The organism is Marinibacterium sp. SX1 (assembly GCF_050389775.1).
GTDB lineage: Bacteria > Pseudomonadota > Alphaproteobacteria > Rhodobacterales > Rhodobacteraceae > Marinibacterium.
The window spans coordinates 110,303-127,011 of record NZ_CP177147.1; the positions used below are offsets into that span (position 1 = coordinate 110,303).

General features: G+C 69.2%; 14 protein-coding genes. All 14 read right to left on the bottom strand.

Translation table 11 applies throughout. The annotated features are described in order from the left end of the window. Nucleotides 1–18 precede the first annotated feature (18 nt). Entirely contained in the window at nt 19–996 is a 978-nt protein-coding gene (locus ACK3BB_RS24260) for a LysR family transcriptional regulator (RefSeq protein ID WP_428929290.1), read from the bottom strand. Next, nucleotides 993–2,207, bottom strand: coding sequence for an acyl-CoA dehydrogenase family protein (locus ACK3BB_RS24265; RefSeq protein ID WP_428929291.1), 1,215 nt, complete (start codon nt 2,205–2,207; stop codon nt 993–995). Before ACK3BB_RS24265 ends, ACK3BB_RS24260 begins: the two co-directional genes overlap by 4 nt. Nucleotides 2,208–2,315: 108 nt before the next feature. Next, entirely contained in the window at nt 2,316–3,014 is a 699-nt protein-coding gene (locus tag ACK3BB_RS24270) for a GntR family transcriptional regulator (protein WP_428929292.1), read from the bottom strand. Next, on the bottom strand, nt 3,011–4,429 hold the full coding sequence (locus ACK3BB_RS24275) for a M20 family metallopeptidase (protein WP_428929293.1): 1,419 nt from the start codon (nt 4,427–4,429) through the stop codon (nt 3,011–3,013). Before ACK3BB_RS24275 ends, ACK3BB_RS24270 begins: the two co-directional genes overlap by 4 nt. Next, entirely contained in the window at nt 4,422–5,420 is a 999-nt protein-coding gene (locus tag ACK3BB_RS24280; RefSeq protein ID WP_428929294.1) for an ABC transporter ATP-binding protein, read from the bottom strand. Before ACK3BB_RS24280 ends, ACK3BB_RS24275 begins: the two co-directional genes overlap by 8 nt. Further along, the gene (locus ACK3BB_RS24285) at nt 5,417–6,421 is read right to left on the bottom strand and encodes an ABC transporter ATP-binding protein (RefSeq protein ID WP_428929295.1); all 1,005 of its coding nucleotides are present in this window, start codon (nt 6,419–6,421) and stop codon (nt 5,417–5,419) included. The genes ACK3BB_RS24280 and ACK3BB_RS24285 overlap by 4 nt, the downstream gene beginning before the upstream one ends. 2 nt (nt 6,422–6,423) lie before the next feature. Further along, entirely contained in the window at nt 6,424–7,344 is a 921-nt protein-coding gene (locus ACK3BB_RS24290) for an ABC transporter permease (RefSeq protein WP_428929296.1), read from the bottom strand. Nucleotides 7,345–7,362: 18 nt separating this feature from the next. Beyond that, nucleotides 7,363–8,280, bottom strand: coding sequence for an ABC transporter permease (locus ACK3BB_RS24295; protein ID WP_428929297.1), 918 nt, complete (start codon nt 8,278–8,280; stop codon nt 7,363–7,365). Between the two features lie 68 nt (nt 8,281–8,348). Beyond that, nucleotides 8,349–9,863: an ABC transporter substrate-binding protein gene (locus ACK3BB_RS24300; RefSeq protein ID WP_428929298.1), complete on the bottom strand. Its 1,515-nt coding sequence runs from the start codon at nt 9,861–9,863 to the stop codon at nt 8,349–8,351. A 363-nt stretch (nt 9,864–10,226) separates the two neighbouring features. Then, nucleotides 10,227–11,303, bottom strand: a complete 1,077-nt coding sequence (locus ACK3BB_RS24305) for an aminotransferase class V-fold PLP-dependent enzyme (protein ID WP_428929299.1) — start codon at nt 11,301–11,303, stop codon at nt 10,227–10,229. Nucleotides 11,304–11,498: 195 nt separating this feature from the next. Next, a complete protein-coding gene (locus ACK3BB_RS24310) occupies nt 11,499–13,142 on the bottom strand; it encodes a CocE/NonD family hydrolase (RefSeq protein ID WP_428929300.1) in 1,644 nt (547 codons plus the stop codon). Between the two features lie 3 nt (nt 13,143–13,145). Next, nucleotides 13,146–14,120, bottom strand: a complete 975-nt coding sequence (locus ACK3BB_RS24315; RefSeq protein ID WP_428929301.1) for an ABC transporter permease — start codon at nt 14,118–14,120, stop codon at nt 13,146–13,148. After that, the gene (locus tag ACK3BB_RS24320) at nt 14,113–15,678 is read right to left on the bottom strand and encodes a sugar ABC transporter ATP-binding protein (protein ID WP_428929302.1); all 1,566 of its coding nucleotides are present in this window, start codon (nt 15,676–15,678) and stop codon (nt 14,113–14,115) included. Before ACK3BB_RS24320 ends, ACK3BB_RS24315 begins: the two co-directional genes overlap by 8 nt. Beyond that, entirely contained in the window at nt 15,672–16,700 is a 1,029-nt protein-coding gene (locus ACK3BB_RS24325; RefSeq protein WP_428929303.1) for a sugar ABC transporter substrate-binding protein, read from the bottom strand. Before ACK3BB_RS24325 ends, ACK3BB_RS24320 begins: the two co-directional genes overlap by 7 nt. Nucleotides 16,701–16,709: the final 9 nt, after the last annotated feature.

Consider the following 16,709-nt stretch of genomic DNA (forward strand, 5'->3'; position numbering starts at 1 on the left):
CAACAGGCCGGGGCGCGCTCAGCCCGCCCCGCCGATCGCCGCCCGGACCAGACCGCGCAGCCAGGTGATGCCGGGATCGCCAGCGAACTGGCGGTGGGTCCAGATCTTGATGTCGTAGCCCGGAATGTCGAAGGGCAGATCGCGCATGGCCAGCCCGGACCGGCCCTGCAACAGGACCAGCACCGAATGCGGAAAGATCGCCGCGTAATCGGTGCGCCGGACGATCTCGGGCAGGACGGTGAAATGCTCCAGCCGGGCCTTGACCCGATAGGGCACGCCCTGCTTGGCCAGCAACTCGCGGGCCATGTGATGGCCCGTGGCACTGCGGCTGACATCCAGGAAGGACAGCGCGGCAAAGGCCTCGGCCGTCAACGGCCCGGCCAGCGCCGGATGCCCGGCCCGCAACAGGCAGACCAGCCGGTCGGTCAGCAGGCGCTCTCCGTCGCAGGGCGCGCTTTCCAGCTGGGGCTGGTAGCCGATGGCCATGTCGGCCTGGCCGGTGCGCAGGGCGCTTTCGACCTCGTCGGGATCGACATTGACCGTCTGCAGCCCGACCCCCGGGGCCTGCCGTTCCAGCGCGGCCAGCAGGCGGGGCAACAGGACAAATTCGCCGGTGTCGGTCATCGCCACGCGGAAGATGCGCGTGCTGTCATCGGGCGAAAAGCTCTGCACCTGTTCGACCGTCCGGCCCAGCAGTTGCAACGCCGCATCGAAGGATCCGCGCAGGGCGCCGGCGGCCTCGGTCGGCTCCATCACGTGGCCGACCCGCACGAAGAGCGGATCGCCATAGATATCGCGCAGCCGGCGCAGCGCATGGCTGACCGCCGGCTGGGTCAGGCCCAGGCTGGCCCCCGCCCCGGTCAGCGACCGGGCATCCCAGATGGCCAGGAAGACCTTGACCAGGTTCAGATCGAACCGCTGCAACGCCTTGTGGCCGGCCGGGGCGCTGGCGCCCCGGTCCGGCCCGTCACCCTGTCCGCCGCCGCCCGGGCTCACGGATAGCCGCGCGGCGCATCCAGGCCGCAGAGCACCGCCCCGGCCTGTTCCCAGATCAGCTCGGTCACCGCCGCATGCTGGGTCACGACCATGGCATCGCGCATGTAGCGCTGCATCGGGTTGGTCTTCTGGATCACGCCCATCCCGGCGATGCGATAGCAATCCTTGACCACCTCGGCCCCCGATTGCGCCGCTTCGGTCGCGCTGAGCCGCAGCATGTTGTTCTGGTCGAGCGACACCGGGTCACCGGCCTGCAGGCTGGCCCAGGCCTCTTCGGCCGCCTCGTAGAAAAACGCCCGCGCGCTGCGCAGCCGGGCTTCGGCCCGGGCCAGCCCGTTGAGGTAATAGCCCCGTTCGCACAGCCGCGAATGGCCGACCGCGATGCGCGCCGCGCCGGACACCGACTTGGCCGCCTCGATCGCCGCCCGGGCCAGGCCCAGGTTGCAGGCCGCGTGGACCTGGGCCTGGTAGGCCATGGCCGGGTAGCGGTAGAGCGGATCGTCAAAGATCCCCGGGGCGCCGCGCTCGCAGATCCAGGCATCGGCATAGAACTTGTCGGTCACCGTGGTGTCGTGGCTGCCCGTGCCCTGCATGCCGCTGACGTTCCAGGTCTGCAGGATCTCGACCTCGGACGCCGGGGCCACGGCCATCATCACCCGCGGCACGGCGTCCGGCCCGTCTTCGGGCCCGCGCCCGGCGATGCCCACGCCGATCCAGTCGGCGCCCATGCAGCCCGAGGCGAATTTCCATCGGCCCGATACCCGATAGCCGCCATCGACGCGCACGGCCTCCTGCACCGGGTGCAGCCCGCCGGCAAAGACCTGGTCGGGCCCCTCGGCATACATGACCTCCTGCGCCTCGACCGACAGCGCGGCGGTATAGGTGTTGGCCGAGCCGAATGCGGCCACCCAGGCCGCCGATCCATCGACCGTGCCGATTGCATCGACCATGCGCAGGAAATGGTGGGGCGCGGTGGCATCCCCGCCGAACCGCGTGGGCGTGGCCGACCGAAAGATCCGCGCCCGTTTCATCAGCGCGATGATGTCGCGCGGCACGTGGCCCAGGGTTTCGAACTCGTCGCGCCGGGCGGCGATGACCTCGAGCAGATGCTTGAAGTCCGCAGTATCCGTCAGCCGCGCGAAATCGACTTCGGCCGCCGGGGGCAGATCGCCCAGAGCCATGTTTTCCGAGGGTTTCGTGACCTTGTTCATGATGATGTCATCCCTGTCCTGTTGGCCCCAGTGTCCCCCGGATTACTTCATGAATCAAATTCACTTTTGTTATTCTGCCCATTCGCTCGATCTATTCGGCAGCTCCGGTCACGCCTCCGCCTCGAAGAAGGGCAGCAACAGGTCGGTCGTCGAGCGGATGTCGGCGATCATCTCGCCCCGGGCCTTGTCGGCATCACCCGCGTCCAGCGCGTCGATCAGCCGGTCGTGGTGGTTGGAATAGAGCCCGCTCACCCCGCTCTGGATCCGGTCTTCGAGCAGCCGCGCCAGCAGGCGCGTATAGGGCCCGGCCCGCAGCCAGAGCGTTTCGGCCATGCCGATCAGCATGGCATTGCGCCCGGCCCGGTAGACCGCAAAGTGAAAGGCCGCGTTGGCATCCAGCATGTCCTGGATCTGGCCGGCGTCAAAGGCCTGGCGGTGCACCCGCGCCAGGTCGCGCAGGCGGGCCAGGTCGGAAGGGCCGACGGCCTGGGCGGCCAGCGCCGTGGCCCCGCCCTCGACCACCGCCCGGGCGTCGCACAGGGTGCGGTATTCGGCCAGGTCGATCGGCGGCACGCGCACCTCGCCCCGGGTGCCGTCGCGCAGCGCGCCCTCGGACACCAGCCGCGACAGGGCCTCGCGCACGGGCGTGCGCGACACGCCGAACTGGGCCGTCAGATCCGAGATCGAAAAGACATGGCCGGCCTCGAACCGGCAGCGCATCAGCTCGGTCCGCAGCCGGTCAAAGACCTGGTCGGCGATGGTCACCCGCCGGTCGATGGAACGAAAGGCAACGTCGGGCCGGCTCATGGGACCTCCGCTTCGCCCATGTCCCAGAACAGGCCGGCCATCAGGGCCAACCCCTCGCGGACGATCGACACGGGCAGGTGTTCGTCGGCCCCGTGCTGGCGGCAGCCGGGGTAGGAATGGGGCACCCAGATCGTCGGCAGGTCGAGCACGTCGGTGAAGATCGCATTGGGCAGCGACCCGCCCAGGTTGGGCAGGATGACCGGCGCGCGGCCGGCGGTGCGGGTCATCGACTGGCAGACAAAGCGCACCCAGGGCCCGTCCAGGTCCGACCGGCTGGCCGGAAAGGCCGCGTCCTGCGCCGGCACGATCTGCACCCGCTCGAACCCGGCGGCATCCAGCGCCCGGCGGATCGCCGGCTCGACCTGGGCCTGGTCGACGCCGACAGGGTGGCGCAGCTGCAGCCGGGCGCGGGCCCAGGGCGGAATGGCGTACAGCGGCTTGGCCAGGTTGCCGACCTCGATTTCCATGACTTCCAGCGTCGACCAGGCATAGACCCGCTCGGCCTGGGTCAGCCCCGGCGCGCCCCACCATGCGTCCAGGTCGGGATCGCCCTCGGCGGTGGTGATGCGGCAATCCTTCAGCGCCGCGCGGACATTGTCGGGGATCGTGCCGGGGGTCAGCTCGGGCACCAGGCATTCGCCGGTCGGCCCGATCAGCGCGGCAATGGCATGCGACAGCTCTACCCCCGGATTGGCCAGCAGCCCGCCCCAATTGCCCGAATGGTGATAGCCCTCGCGGGCCACGACCTCGAGATGGATGTTCACGCCCCCGCGCGAGCCCAGGAAGATCGTCGGATCGTCCAGCGACATGCGCGGCCCGTCCGAGGCGATCAGCAGGTCGGCCCGCAGGCGGTCGCGATGGGCCCGGCAGAGGTCTTCGAGCGCGGGCGAGCCGTATTCCTCGCCCATCTCGACGAGGTATTTCAGGTTGAACCCCAGCTTGCCCCGGCGGGCCAGGACGGCTTCGATCGCGGCCAGGTTGACCGAATGCTGGCCCTTGTTGTCGGCCGTGCCCCGGCCATACCAGCGGCCGTCGCGCTCGGTCATCTCAAAGGGCGCGAGGCCCGCGGCCCATTGCTCGGGAATGCCCGTCACCACGTCGCCATGGCCATACATCAGGACCGTTGGCCGGGCCGGGTCTTCGATGCGCTCGGCCAGCAGGAAGGGGCCGGGCGCCGGATCGTGGCGCAGGATCTCGCAGGTAAAACCCAGCCGTTCATAGAGCGGCACCATCTCCTCGCGCAGGTAGCGATCCAGCTCGGGCCAGTGTTCCTCTTCGCGGGAGACGGTCGGCATGGCCACCCGGCGCGCCAGGTCCGCCTTGAACCGGCCGCTGTCCAGCATGTCGAGCGCGGCGGCGATCGCGCCGTCGCGGGTGGCCCCGGCTGGGGTGGCGGGGGCGGCGGTCTCAGGCAAGGGCGGCTTCCTTCTGCGAAACGGGCGCATGATCTTGATCATGCAGGTGACAGGCCGCACCGCCACCACGCGCGGCCACCGGGCGCGGCACATCGGTGCGACAGCGATCATAGGCCAGCGGGCAGCGCGGATGGAACGGGCAACCCGGCGCGGGGTTCAGCGGATCGGGAAAACCCGGGCCCAGGTCCAGCTGGGGCACGCCCTGCCCCGGCGCCACGGTCAGCACCGAATCGAGCAGCGCCCGCGTATAGGGATGGCCCGGAGCGTCGAAGATCCTGTCGGTCGTGTTCAGCTCGACCACCCGGCCCAGGTACATCACGGCCACCCGGTCGGCGATATGTTCGACCACCGACAGGTTGTGCGAGATGAACACGTAGGTCAGGTTGAAATCGGCCTTCAGCTCCATCAGCAGGTTCAGGATCTGGCTCTGCACCGAGGCGTCCAGGGCCGAGGTCGGCTCGTCGCAGATCACCACTTCGGGCTGCATGACCAGCGCCCGGGCAATGGCCACGCGCTGGCGCTGGCCGCCCGACAGCTCCTTGGGGAACCGGTCGGCGAACCGCGCCGGCAGGCCGACCCGGTCCATCAGGCGCCGGGCCGTGGCCTCCTGCTCGGCGGCGGTGCCGATGCCATGCACGCGCAGGGGCATGGCCACGATGTCCAGGATGGTCTTGCGCGGGTTGAGCGACGAGAACGGGTCCTGAAAGATCGGTTGCACCCGCCGGGCAAAGGCCTGGCGCGGGCTGTCGCCCACCGGGTGGCCATCGAACATCACGGTGCCATCCGAGGCCGGCAGCAGGTTCAGCAGCATCTGGGCCAGGGTCGACTTGCCGCAACCGCTTTCCCCGACGATGCCCAGGGTCTCGCCCCGGTGGACCTGCAGGTCGACGCCGTTGACCGCGTTCAGGGTGACCTTGGGCTTGAAGATGCCCTGGCTGACGCGGAAGCGCCGGCGCAGGCCCACGGTTTCCAGGATCGGTGTCTCGCTCATGCCGGCACCTCCGCCTTGGGCCTGTTGTCATCGGGGGGCACCGGCGCATCGGCCAGGCAGACCCAGCGGTGGCCGCCGGCATCGCCGCGCACCGGCACGTCGCCGGTGCAGGCCGGCCCGGCCAGCGGGCAGCGGCTGCGGAAGGCACAGCCCCGGACCTCGCCGATCAGCGAGGGCACGACCCCGGCAATGGTGCCAAGCGCGGCGCCCCGGGCGGTCTTGCCCGGCTGGGGGATGCAATCGATCAGGGCGCGGGTATAGGGATGGCGCGGGGCGTCGAAGATCTGCGCCGCGCTGCCTTCCTCGACCATTGCCCCGGCATACATGACCACCACCCGGTCGGCGATGCGCGAGACCAGGCCCAGGTCATGGGTGATGAAGATGATGGCAATGCCCAGCCGGTCCTGCAGGTCGCGCAGCAGCCGCAGGATCTGGGCCTGGATCGTCACGTCCAGCGCCGTTGTCGGCTCGTCGGCGATCAGCAGCCGGGGCGAGGTCATCAGGGCCATGGCGATCATCACCCGCTGGCGCAGCCCGCCCGACAGCTGGTGCGGAAACTGGCCCAGCCGTTTCTCGGGCGAGGCGATGCCCACTTCGGTCAGCATCTCGACGGCCCGGGCCTCGGCCTCGGCCCGGCTGGCGCCCTTGTGGTGGATATAGGCCTCGGTCATCTGGTCGCCGATGGGAAAGGCCGGGTTCAGGGCGGTCATCGGCTCCTGGAAGATCATCGCCATCTCGTTGCCCCGCACCGCCGCCGCGCCGCGGCCCCGGGTCATGTCGGTCTGGCCAAATTGCAGGGTGGCCGCCTGGCGCCGGGCCTTGCGCGGCAGCAGGTCCATCAGGGCCAGCGAGGTCATCGACTTGCCGCAGCCGGATTCGCCCACGATGCACAGAGTCTCGCCCTCGTGCACCTCGAAGGACATGCCCCGCACCGCATGCAGCAGGCCCGCCCGGGTGGAAATGTCGACCCGCAGGTCCTTGACCGTCAACAATGCCGTCATGATCAGCCCCTTCCATCCGGAGAAACGAGATCGCGCAGCCCGTCGCCGGCGAGGTTGATGGCAAAGACCAGCGTGGCCAGGGCAATGCCCGGGATCGAGATCAGCCAGAACGAGAAGAACATGTAGCCCTTGGCCTCGGAGATCATCAGCCCCCAGCTGGGCGTCGGCGGCTGCACCCCCAGCCCCAGGAAGGACAGCGCGGCTTCCATCAGGATGGCCGAGGCGATCTCGATCGTGGCGATGACGATCAGTTGGGGCGTGAGGTTGGGCAGGACCTCGCGGGTCAGGATGTAGAAGGTCGACGCCCCGGCGGCCTGGGCCGAGCGGACATAATCCAGCCGGCTGATCTGCGAGGCCGTGGCCCGCACGACGACGGCGAAGCGGTCCCATTTCAGCAGGCCCAGCACGATGACCACGATGGTGATCGACCCGCCCAGAACGGCCACCACGGCCAGGGCCACGAGGATCACGGGCAGCGACAGGCGGATGGTGGTCAGGAAGGTCACGACCATGTCGACCCGCCCGCCGAAATAGCCTCCCAGCAGGCCCAGCACGGTGCCGATCACCCCGGCGATGGACACCGCCGCAAAGCCGATCAGCAGCGACACCCGGCCGCCGTAGATCAGGCGCGACAGGTAATCGCGGCCCAGCTGGTCGGTGCCCAGGATGTGGTCCCAGCTGCCCTTGTCGAACCAGACCGGCGGGACCGCCCGGTTGGTGATGTCCTGGGCATAGGGATCATGCGGCGCCAGCAGCGGCGCAAACAGCGCCACCAGGATCATCAGCAGCACGATGCCACCGCCGATCAGCAGCGAGGGATGGGCCTTGAGGCTGGCCCAGGAATAGCGGCCGGGGGCGCGGGGCGCCGCATCGGCCTCGGCGCCGGTATCGGCGGTGGAGGTCACGTCGGTCATGTTGCTCATGTCTGGGCCCGGTCCTTCTCAGCTGGCGCGCAGGCGCGGGTCGAGCCACGCATTGACGATGTCGGACAGCAGGGTCAGCACGACATATACCACCGACAGCAGCAGGACGACGGCCTGCAGCACGGGGAAGTCGCGGTAGCTGATCGACTGGTAGGCCAGGTAGCCCAGCCCATCGAGGGCAAAGATGCTTTCGATCACGACCGACCCGCCGATCAGCAGGCCGAGCTGGACGGTGACCAGCCCGACGACCGGGACCAGCGCGTTGCGCAGGGCGTGTTTCAGGACCACCCGGCGCGCGGGCAGGCCCTTGGCCCGGGCGGTGCGCACGTAATCATTGCCGAGCGCGTCGATCATGCCGGCCCTGACCAGGCGCATGAAGGGCGGGGTGATGTAATAGCCCAGGGTCAGCGAGGGCAGCACGAAGTTGCGCCAGCTGTCCGCGCCCGAGGCCGGCAGCCAGCGCAGCTTGATGGCAAAGAGCATGACCAGGCAGAGCGCCAGGAAGAACGAGGGCAGCGCCTGGCCCATCAGCGAGACCAGCGAGCAGAGCCGGTCGATCCAGCTGCCCGAATAGACCGCGGCCAGCACGCCCAGCGGGATCGAGATGGCCAGGGCGATGGCCAGCGACAGCAGGGCCAGGATCACGGTGTTGCCGATCTTGTCGAAGATCAGCTCGGCCACCGGGGTCTTGAAGAAATAGGACGTGCCGAAATCGCCTTGCAGCACGTTGCCCAGCCAGGAGGCATATTGCACGACCAGCGGCCGGTCGAGCCCGTAGGTCTCGATGATGATGGCCAGGTCCTCGGCGCTGGCACCTTCACCGGCCAGAGCGCTGGCCGCGTTGCCCTGCAGCCGCAGCAGCAGGAAGGCCAGGATCGAGACACAGAAAGCGACAAGCAGGGCAAGCCCCAGGCGCTTGGCAAGGTAGACCGGCATGATGGGAACGGACCTTTCGTGCAGGTGGGCCGGCCGGGGCATGGACACCCCGGCCGGCGGTCAGTGTATCACTTCCAGGCGTATTCCCAGAACCGCAGGATCTCGTCGGGGTAGGACTGGAAATCCAGGTTCTCGGCCCCGGCGTAATAGACCGGCAGGGTGAACATCGGCACGGCCAGGGCCTCGTCGGCGATCCGGCTCAGCGCGGTCTTGTAGAGGTCCAGCCGGGTGTCGACATCCATGGTCTTGCCGGCCTGGTCCAGCGTCGAGATCAGCTCGGGGTCGAGCACGTTGTCATCGGGCTGGCCGCCGAAATAGACCGGGGTCGAGGCAGACAGGTCATAGACCGAATACGAGCCCCAGGCGTTCTGGGCCAGCTCGACCGTCCGCGCCCGCATGGCATCGCGCATCGCCGCGGGCTGCATGAAGTTCAGCTCGACGGTGACACCGACATCCTTGAGATAGTTGATGATCGCTTCCGAGATGTGGCGCTCGCGGTAGGCATAAAGCTGGATGGTCAGCCCGTCGCCATAACCGGCCTCGGCCAGCAGGGCGCGGGCCTTGTCGGGGTCAAAGGCATAGGCCGTGGCGCCTTCTTCGGTGCAGCCGAACTGGTCGATGAAACAGACCGTGTCGATCGTGTTCGACCCTTCGCCCACCAGGTTCTCGGAAATCGCGGCCTTGTCGATGGCATGGTTCAGCGCCCGGCGCACGCGCAGGTCCTTCAGCGCCGGGTTCGGCGTATCGTCGCTGGCATTGATCTGCAGGAAGACGATGCGCATGGTCTCACCGCTCTGCACGGCCACGCCGGGCATGGCGGCCAGCTGTTCGGCCTGGTCCTTGGGCAGGCCCATGGTCAGGTCCAGCCCGCCCGACAGAAGCTCGGCAATCTGGGTCTGCTGGTCGGGGATGGTGCGGATCGACACCCGGTCCAGGCTGGCCGCGGGCTTGGCCTCGGTCGCGCTGTAATCGGCGAATTTCTCAAGCACGATCTCGCCGCCGGCCGAATAGGCGCTGTAGCGGAACGGGCCGGTGCCCACGGGCAGCGCGGCCTCGGTCGCGCCGGCGGGGCCGGAATAGTAGTCGCTGGGGAAGATCGCCAGCTGCGTCGACAGGAATTCCATGGCCGAGGGCGTCGGCGTCTTGGTGTGGATGCGCACGGCATAATCGCCGGTCTTCTCGACGCTCTCGATCCAGTTGGCCACCTGCTGCGACACGATCTTGTTGGCCGGGTCGGCCGCATAGCTCAGCGTGTAGACAACGTCATCGGCTTCGAAGGTCGTCCCGTCGTGAAAGGTCACGCCTTGGCGCAGGGTGACATCCAGCGTGGTGTCGTCGACCCATTCCCATTCGGTGGCCAGCAGCGGCTGGAACGTGCCGCTGTCGAGGTCGCGCACGATCAGCGTGTCCCAGACGTTGCGACCCAGGATCACGCCCAGGCGCAGGGTGGTGAAATAGGGGTTGGGGCTTTCCAGCGCCTGGCCATAGGCAAAGCGCACGGCATTGTCGGATTGCTGGGCAAAGGCGGGCAGCGCCGCGACCAGGCCAAGCCCGGCCCCCACAAGGCTGTTTCTGAAGGTCATGAACCTCTCCGTTGGTTGATGCGTGTCAACTGCATCCGATTCTGACGTCGGGTTTCGAACATCTAATATCATTTGATCAAAGCATACAATGATTTCTTCATGTCTAAAGTATCTTGCCGGATCTGCCCAATTTACGGGCGGATTTTACGGGATATTGCAGGGGTTTGATCGCGTTTTGGGCAGACCGCGAGGGTCTGCCCCGTGCCGGCCGATACCCGGCCAGGCGCGCGCAGGCAATGCCCGGCGCCCCATCGGGGGCCGTTCACCGGCTCCGGCGGCCGGACCTGCCCGGCACACGGGCCGGGTGCATCATTTGGAAATGGTCGAGCCCGGTCAGGCCCAATCAAGCGCTGCCAAGCGCTATCAGGCCGGCGCGCGGCCCGTGACCCGGCGGGCCAGTTCGGCGCCCAGCCGGTCGCAATCGTCGGCCGTGGTCACGTTGCCCGGCGACAGGCGCAGCACCTGCCCCCGCGCATCGGTGAACAGCCCCGCCGCGCGCAGCTCATCCACCAGCGCCCCGGCCGCGATCCGCTCGGGCAGGCGCAGCATGACGCTGCCGCCCCGGGCCTCGGCCCCGGCCGGCGACACCAGCTCCAGCCCCGCCCCCTGCACCGCCGCGACCAGCCGGCCGGTCAGCGCCGCATTCTCCGCGGCCAGCGCCTCGACGCCCCGACCCAGCACGTAGTCCAGCCCGCACAGGCTGGCCACGGCGGGCAGCACGCTGGGCGTGCCATTGCCGAACCGCCGGGCATCGGGCGCCAGGGCAAACCCGTCGAGATCCCAGTTGAACGGGTTCTCCTGCGAGAACCAGCCCCGGAACTCGGGCTGGCACAGGTCGATCAGCGCGGGCCGGGCGTGCAGCACCGCCGCACCGCTGACCCCGCACAGCCATTTCAGCGAAGAGCCGACCGAGAAATCAGCGCCGACGGCCGCGACATCATAGGGCCGGATGCCCACGCCCTGGGTGATGTCCACGCCGACAAGGCTGCCCATCGCGCGCCCATGGGCGACCAGCCGGGCCACGTCGGACCGGTGCGAGGCCGTCGAGGTCACCCAGGTCAGCACGGCCAGGCGCACGTCGCCGTCCCAGGCGTCCAACATGCGATCGTCCGAGACGTATCCCCGGCCCGGTCCGGCCGCGACGGTCACCAGCGTGCCGCCCATCCGGGCCACGGCCTCGGCCAGCAGGAAATGCAGCGAGGGGAAGCAATCGGCGGCGATCAGCACCTTGCCGCCGCGCAGATAGCCCTGCGGCAGGCCGCGCAGCACGGAATAGAGCGCGCCGGTGACGCTTTCGGCCTGGGCCAGGCTGCCCGGAGCCGCGCCGATAACACGGGCCCAGCGGGCCAGGAAATCACCCTGAAGCGCCAGGGCCGAGGGCCATTGACCATCATCCATCGCCGACCAGCCGGTGGCGAAACGGGACAGGGCCGTGGCCATGGCGGCCTCTTTGCCCTCGAAGCAACCGATTGAATGATAGAGGAAATACCCTGACATGCGCGCTCCGCTTCCGGCCCGGGGCACGGCAGGGACACCCCTTTGGGCCGCGCCATGCCCCGCGAGACATTGCTTTAGATATGAAATATCGGCCCGGATGAGAAGCGCTTTTTGATCCTTTGATCGAATGGGGGCCGCTCAGCCCCCCTGCCCTGACGGAACAACCGGCAGGGTCAGCCGCCCGCCATGCACCACCTGGCGCGCCGGGCGCATGTCGCCGGGGCCGGCCAGCGCCGGGGCGACACCCGATTGCGGGTTGCGGTCGAAACGCGGGAAATTCGACGAGGCCACCTGCAGGCGGATGCGCGATCCCCGGGCAAAGACATGGGCCAGGTGGCCCAGCCGCACGTCGACCGAGCCCGCCGCGCCATCGACCCGCTGGATGCCATCGACCAGCCCCAGGCTGCGGCCATCGGGCAGCACTTCGCAGAGCCGCGCGGTCCAGTCGGTCGAGGGCGCGTCGGTGGCGGCCTGCAAGGACAGGCGCACCGGCCCGGTGATCTCGGTGGCCTCGGGCAGCGGGTCCGAGGTGAAGCACAGCACATCGGCCCGGGCCTCGACGGCCTGTTGGTCACGCACGCCCGAATTGCGCCCGACCAGGAGGCCGGGCAGGAAGGTTGCCCCCCCGGTGGTGGGCACCGGGTCCAGCGGATCGGCGACATACGCCCGCGGCGGGCTGGTGCCCGGCCGTTCGGCCAGGGCCGGCCCGTCGAGATGCAGCACCATCGGCCGGGTGCCGGGCAGCGGCCAGGCCCCGGCGCTGCGCCAATCGTTGGTGCCGGTGCGGAAGTAGCGCACCAGCGGCGCGTCCGGCCCGCCCCGGAAGACATGGTCGAAGAAATCCAGCTGGGCGTCGGACAGGAAGGCCGTCGAGGCGGCGTAGCCATGCCATTGCTCGCCCTGCCAGTCCTTGGGGTTGCCATGCGACCAGGGCCCCAGGATCAGCCGGTCCCGGCCCAACCCGCGGGCCAGGGCGGTTTCGAACAGCTCGACCGATCCTTCGACGAAGATGTCGTTGATGCCCGCGGTCACCAGCATGGCCACCGGGCTTTGCGACAGGGCATCGAGATGCTCTCGGTCCCCCCCTGCCCCGGCGGCGCGGGCGGCGTCCATCCAGCCGCGCAGGTAGGGCGCCAGGTCGAACAGGTCGTCCCCGGCCAGCGGCAGGGCGGCAAAGGCCGCCTGGGGATCGGCCTGCATGCGGGCCAGAAGGGCGGCCAGTTCGCCCGCCCGGTCCGGCCCCAGCACCGCCGCCCGGCGATCCAGGTCGGGGCCGGCCAGGGCCTCGATCACCCACAGCAGGACAAAGCCCAGTTCCAGCGCCCCGCCGCGCCAGGTCCAGGTCTCGCCATGGCGCGCGGTGGTCAGCTGGGGCGCGATGGCCATCAGTCCTTCGGGCCGGGCGATGGCCGCCAGGATCTGGGTGGCCCCCACGTAGGACGCGCCGAACATGCCGACCCGCCCGTCGCAGAACCCCTGCCCGCGCAGCCAGGCGATGGTGTCGGCCCCGTCGGCGGCCTCGTGGACGAAGGGCGTGAAATCGCCGTCGGAGGCAAAACGCCCGCGGGTGTCCTGCACGACGATGGCATAGCCCCGGCGCAGGGCGGCCTGGTATTCCAGGGCGGAGATGTATTGCGCGCCGTGCACGTCCTCGCGCCGGTAGGGCGTGCGTTGCAGCAGGACCGGCCAGGGGCCGTCGCCGTCGGGCAGCCAGATGTCGGCGCGCAGGGTGCAGCCATCGCGCATGGCAATGGCGACGCCGTCTTCGATGGTAAAGGTCATGGCCTAGCCCCGGATGAACCGCTGGCGCACCTGGTCGAAGGACACCGCCAGGATCAGCAGCGTGCCGGCGGCCACCTGCTGCCAGGTCGAATTGACGTTCATCAGGGTCATGCCGTTGTTCAGCACCCCGACGATCAACAGGCCCAGCACGGTGCCGAACATCGAGCCCACGCCGCCCTTCAGGGTCGTGCCGCCCAGGATGATGGCCGTGATGACGGCCAGTTCTAGCCCGACCCCGGTGGTGCCCGATGTCGAGCCCAGCTGCGAGGCCGAGACCAGGCCGGTCAGGGCCATGCACAGGCCCGAGATCATGAAGCCCAGGAACAGCGTGCGCCGGGTGCGGATGCCGACCAGCCGGGCGGCGGTGTCATTGGCGCCGATGGCATAGATCGTCCGGCCAAAGACCGTGCGCGCCAGAAGGATGCCGACGACCACGGCGACCAGCACGAAAAGCAGCGTGGCCAGCGGGATGTCGAACACCGGCCGGGCGATGGCCCAGTCGAACCCGGTGACCCGCACGCTGGACGCGCCGCCGATCGACAGCACCAGCCCGCGGAAGATGGCCAGCGTGCCCAGCGTGGTGATCAGGGCGTTGACCCCGACCACCGTGACCAGGAACCCGTTGAGCATGCCGATGCCCAGCCCCGTGGCCAGGGCCACCAGGATGCCCGCCGGAATGCCCCAGGCATTGGCCGCCAGGGCGAACATGAGCGCGACAAAGGCCATGCCGCTGCCGACCGACAGGTCGAACTGGCCGCCGATCAGCAGGATGGTCCCTCCGGCGGCCAGGATGCCGGTGATCGACATGGCCGTGAAGATGTTCACCCAGTTGGCCCAGGTCAGGAAGTACGGCGATTGCAGGGTGAAGAAGCCGACTTCGAGCGCCAGGAACAGGATCAGCGCCGCGCTTTCGGGCAGGGTTATGCGGCGTTTGTCGCGCATGGGCAGGCCCTCGGCTGTTTCGGTCTGGTCAGGCATGGGGGGTTCCTCCTCCGGCCACCCGCGTCAGGTTGGCCACCGTGATCTCGTCCTGCGGCAGATGCGCCACTACGCGCCCGCGCACCATGACGACCGCCCGGGTCGCGGCATGGCTGATGTCCTCGTAATCGGACGAGGCGATCAGGATGCCATGGCCCTCGCGGGCCAGGCTGCGCAGGATCGCATAGATTTCCTCGCGCGCGCCGACATCGACGCCGCGTGTGGGTTCGACCAGCAACAGCAGGCGCGACCCGTTTTCCAGCCAGCGGCCCAGCATGACCTTCTGCTGGTTGCCTCCCGACAGGGCAGTGATCAGCTCGGCCCCGTCGGCGCGCGAGCGGACCTTGAGCGCCCGGTGCCAATTGGCAAAGGCCGTGGTTTCCGCCCTGCGCGAGATCACCCCGCGACGGGCCAGCCGCGACCAGCTGGGCACGGCCAGGTTCTCGGCCGTGCTGCGCGGGCCAAAGATGCCCTCGGTCTTGCGTTCCGGCGGCAGGAAGCCGATGCCCCGGGCGATGGCCTCGGCGGGATGGGCAAAGGACACCTCTTCGCCGTCCAGCCGGATGCTGCCGGACCGGTGCGGCTCGGCCCCGAAGAGCGCCGCGGCACATTCCGGCACGCCCGATCCGATCTTGCCGTAAAGGCCCACGATCTCGCCCGGGGCGACATCGAGATCGACATCGGCAAAGGCGGCCCCGGTCAGCCCGCGCACGGCGATCAGCGGCGGCGTGCCGGTGGCCCCGAACCGATAGGCATCCCCGTCGCGCGACAATTCCCGGCCGACCATGGCGGTCACGACCTGCGGCTGGTCGACGGTATCGACATCGGCATCCAGCGCCACCCGCCCGTCGCGCAGCACGCAGACCCGGTCGGCAATCTCGAAGACCTCATCGAGCCGGTGGGTGATATAGAGGATCGCGATCCCCTGCCCTTTCATGTGGGCGATCAGCTCGAACAGGCGCCGTGTCTCTGCATCCGACAGCGCGGCGGTCGGCTCGTCGAAGATCACGCAGCGCGAGGTGCCGATGGTCGCCCGGGCGATCTCGATGATCTGGCGTTCACCCAGCCGCAGCGACCCGACCCGCGCCTCCAGCGGGATATCGGCCCCCAGCGCATCCAGCGCCGCCCGGGCGGCCCGGCGCATGGCCCCGCGCGACACAAAACCCCAGCGGTTGGGCAGGGCGCCCAGGGTGATGTTCTCGGCCACGCTCAGCGGCGGGGCATCGGCGATTTCCTGGGCGATCAGGCGGATGCCCGCGGCCCGGGCCTGGCCCACCGACCGCAGCGGCCCGGCCGTGCCGTCGATCGCGATGCGGCCAGCGTCGGGCTGATGATCGCCGGCCAGGATGCGCACGAAGGTCGACTTGCCCGCCCCGTTCTCGCCCAGCAGGGCGGTCACGGATCCGGCGGGCAGGTCGAGATCCACGCCATGCAGCACCTTGACCGGGCCAAAGGACTTGCGGATGCCGCGCACCGACAGGAAGGGCGGTGTGGCACCGCTGCCATCGGGCGGACCGGGGGGCTGCATGGCGGGATCGGTCACGGCGTCGCTCAGCACGAGGTTTCCGGGTAGAACTCGGTCATGTTGGCCGGGGTCAGCACCTCGTGCGGCACCAGGATTTCCGGCGCGATGCCGTCCCCCTTGATGGCCTCGATGAGCGCCGGCAGGATCAGCAGGGCGTATTTCTCGGGGAAATAGGCGGCCGTGGCCACGAAGCCCGGGGCCGACCAGATCTGGCAATTGCCCGGATCGAAATTCTGCACGCCGAGGTAGAGATCATCGGTGCGGCCCTGGCTGCGCGCGGCGGCCAGCGCGCCGGTCACGACATCCTCGTTGATGCCCACGACGATGACCTTGTCGGCCCCCGGCAGGGCGGTCAGCGTGTCGGTCATCTGGCGCTGCGCCGTGTCGGCCTGGCCCCCGGCCCCGGTGTCGATGATGCGTTCCATCTTCACCGGCCCGCAGACCGCTTCGAACCCTTCGCGCATGCCATCCATCCGCAGGTCGTTGACCACGCCCACGGCCAGGCTTTCCAGCGACACCCAGGCATCGTGTTCGCAGTCGAAGTTTTCCTTGAAATACCGCCCCAGCTCGTGGCCGACGATCTGCCCGGCATAGGCATTGGCCGCGCCGACAAAGGCCGTCTGGCAGGGCTGTTGTTCGATGTCGATGGCAATGACCGGCACCTGCGGCCCCTCGGCGCAGATGTTGGCCGCCGCCGCCGCATCGGCCTGGAAGGTCACCAGCCCGTCGACATCGCGGGTGCGGAACTGGCGGGCGCAATTCAGCGCTTCGGCCGCGTTCAGCTTGCTGTCGCAGGTGATCAGCTCGACCCCGGCCTCGGCGGCGGCTTCCTCCATGCCGCGCTGCAGGGCCTCGGGGAAGGGCACGCCCAGGGCCAGCTGGGTGAAGCCGATGGTCAGCCCCTCGCCACTGCCCGCCGCGACGGGTTCAAAGGCGGCCACGGCCTCGGGGGCCTTGGGCATGTCCTGGGCCATGGCGGCCAGGGGCGCCGTGCCGGCCAGCAGCAGGGCTGGAAGGCCGGTCAGGGCGCGGCGCGTTTTCGTCAGTTCGGGCATGTTGGTCCT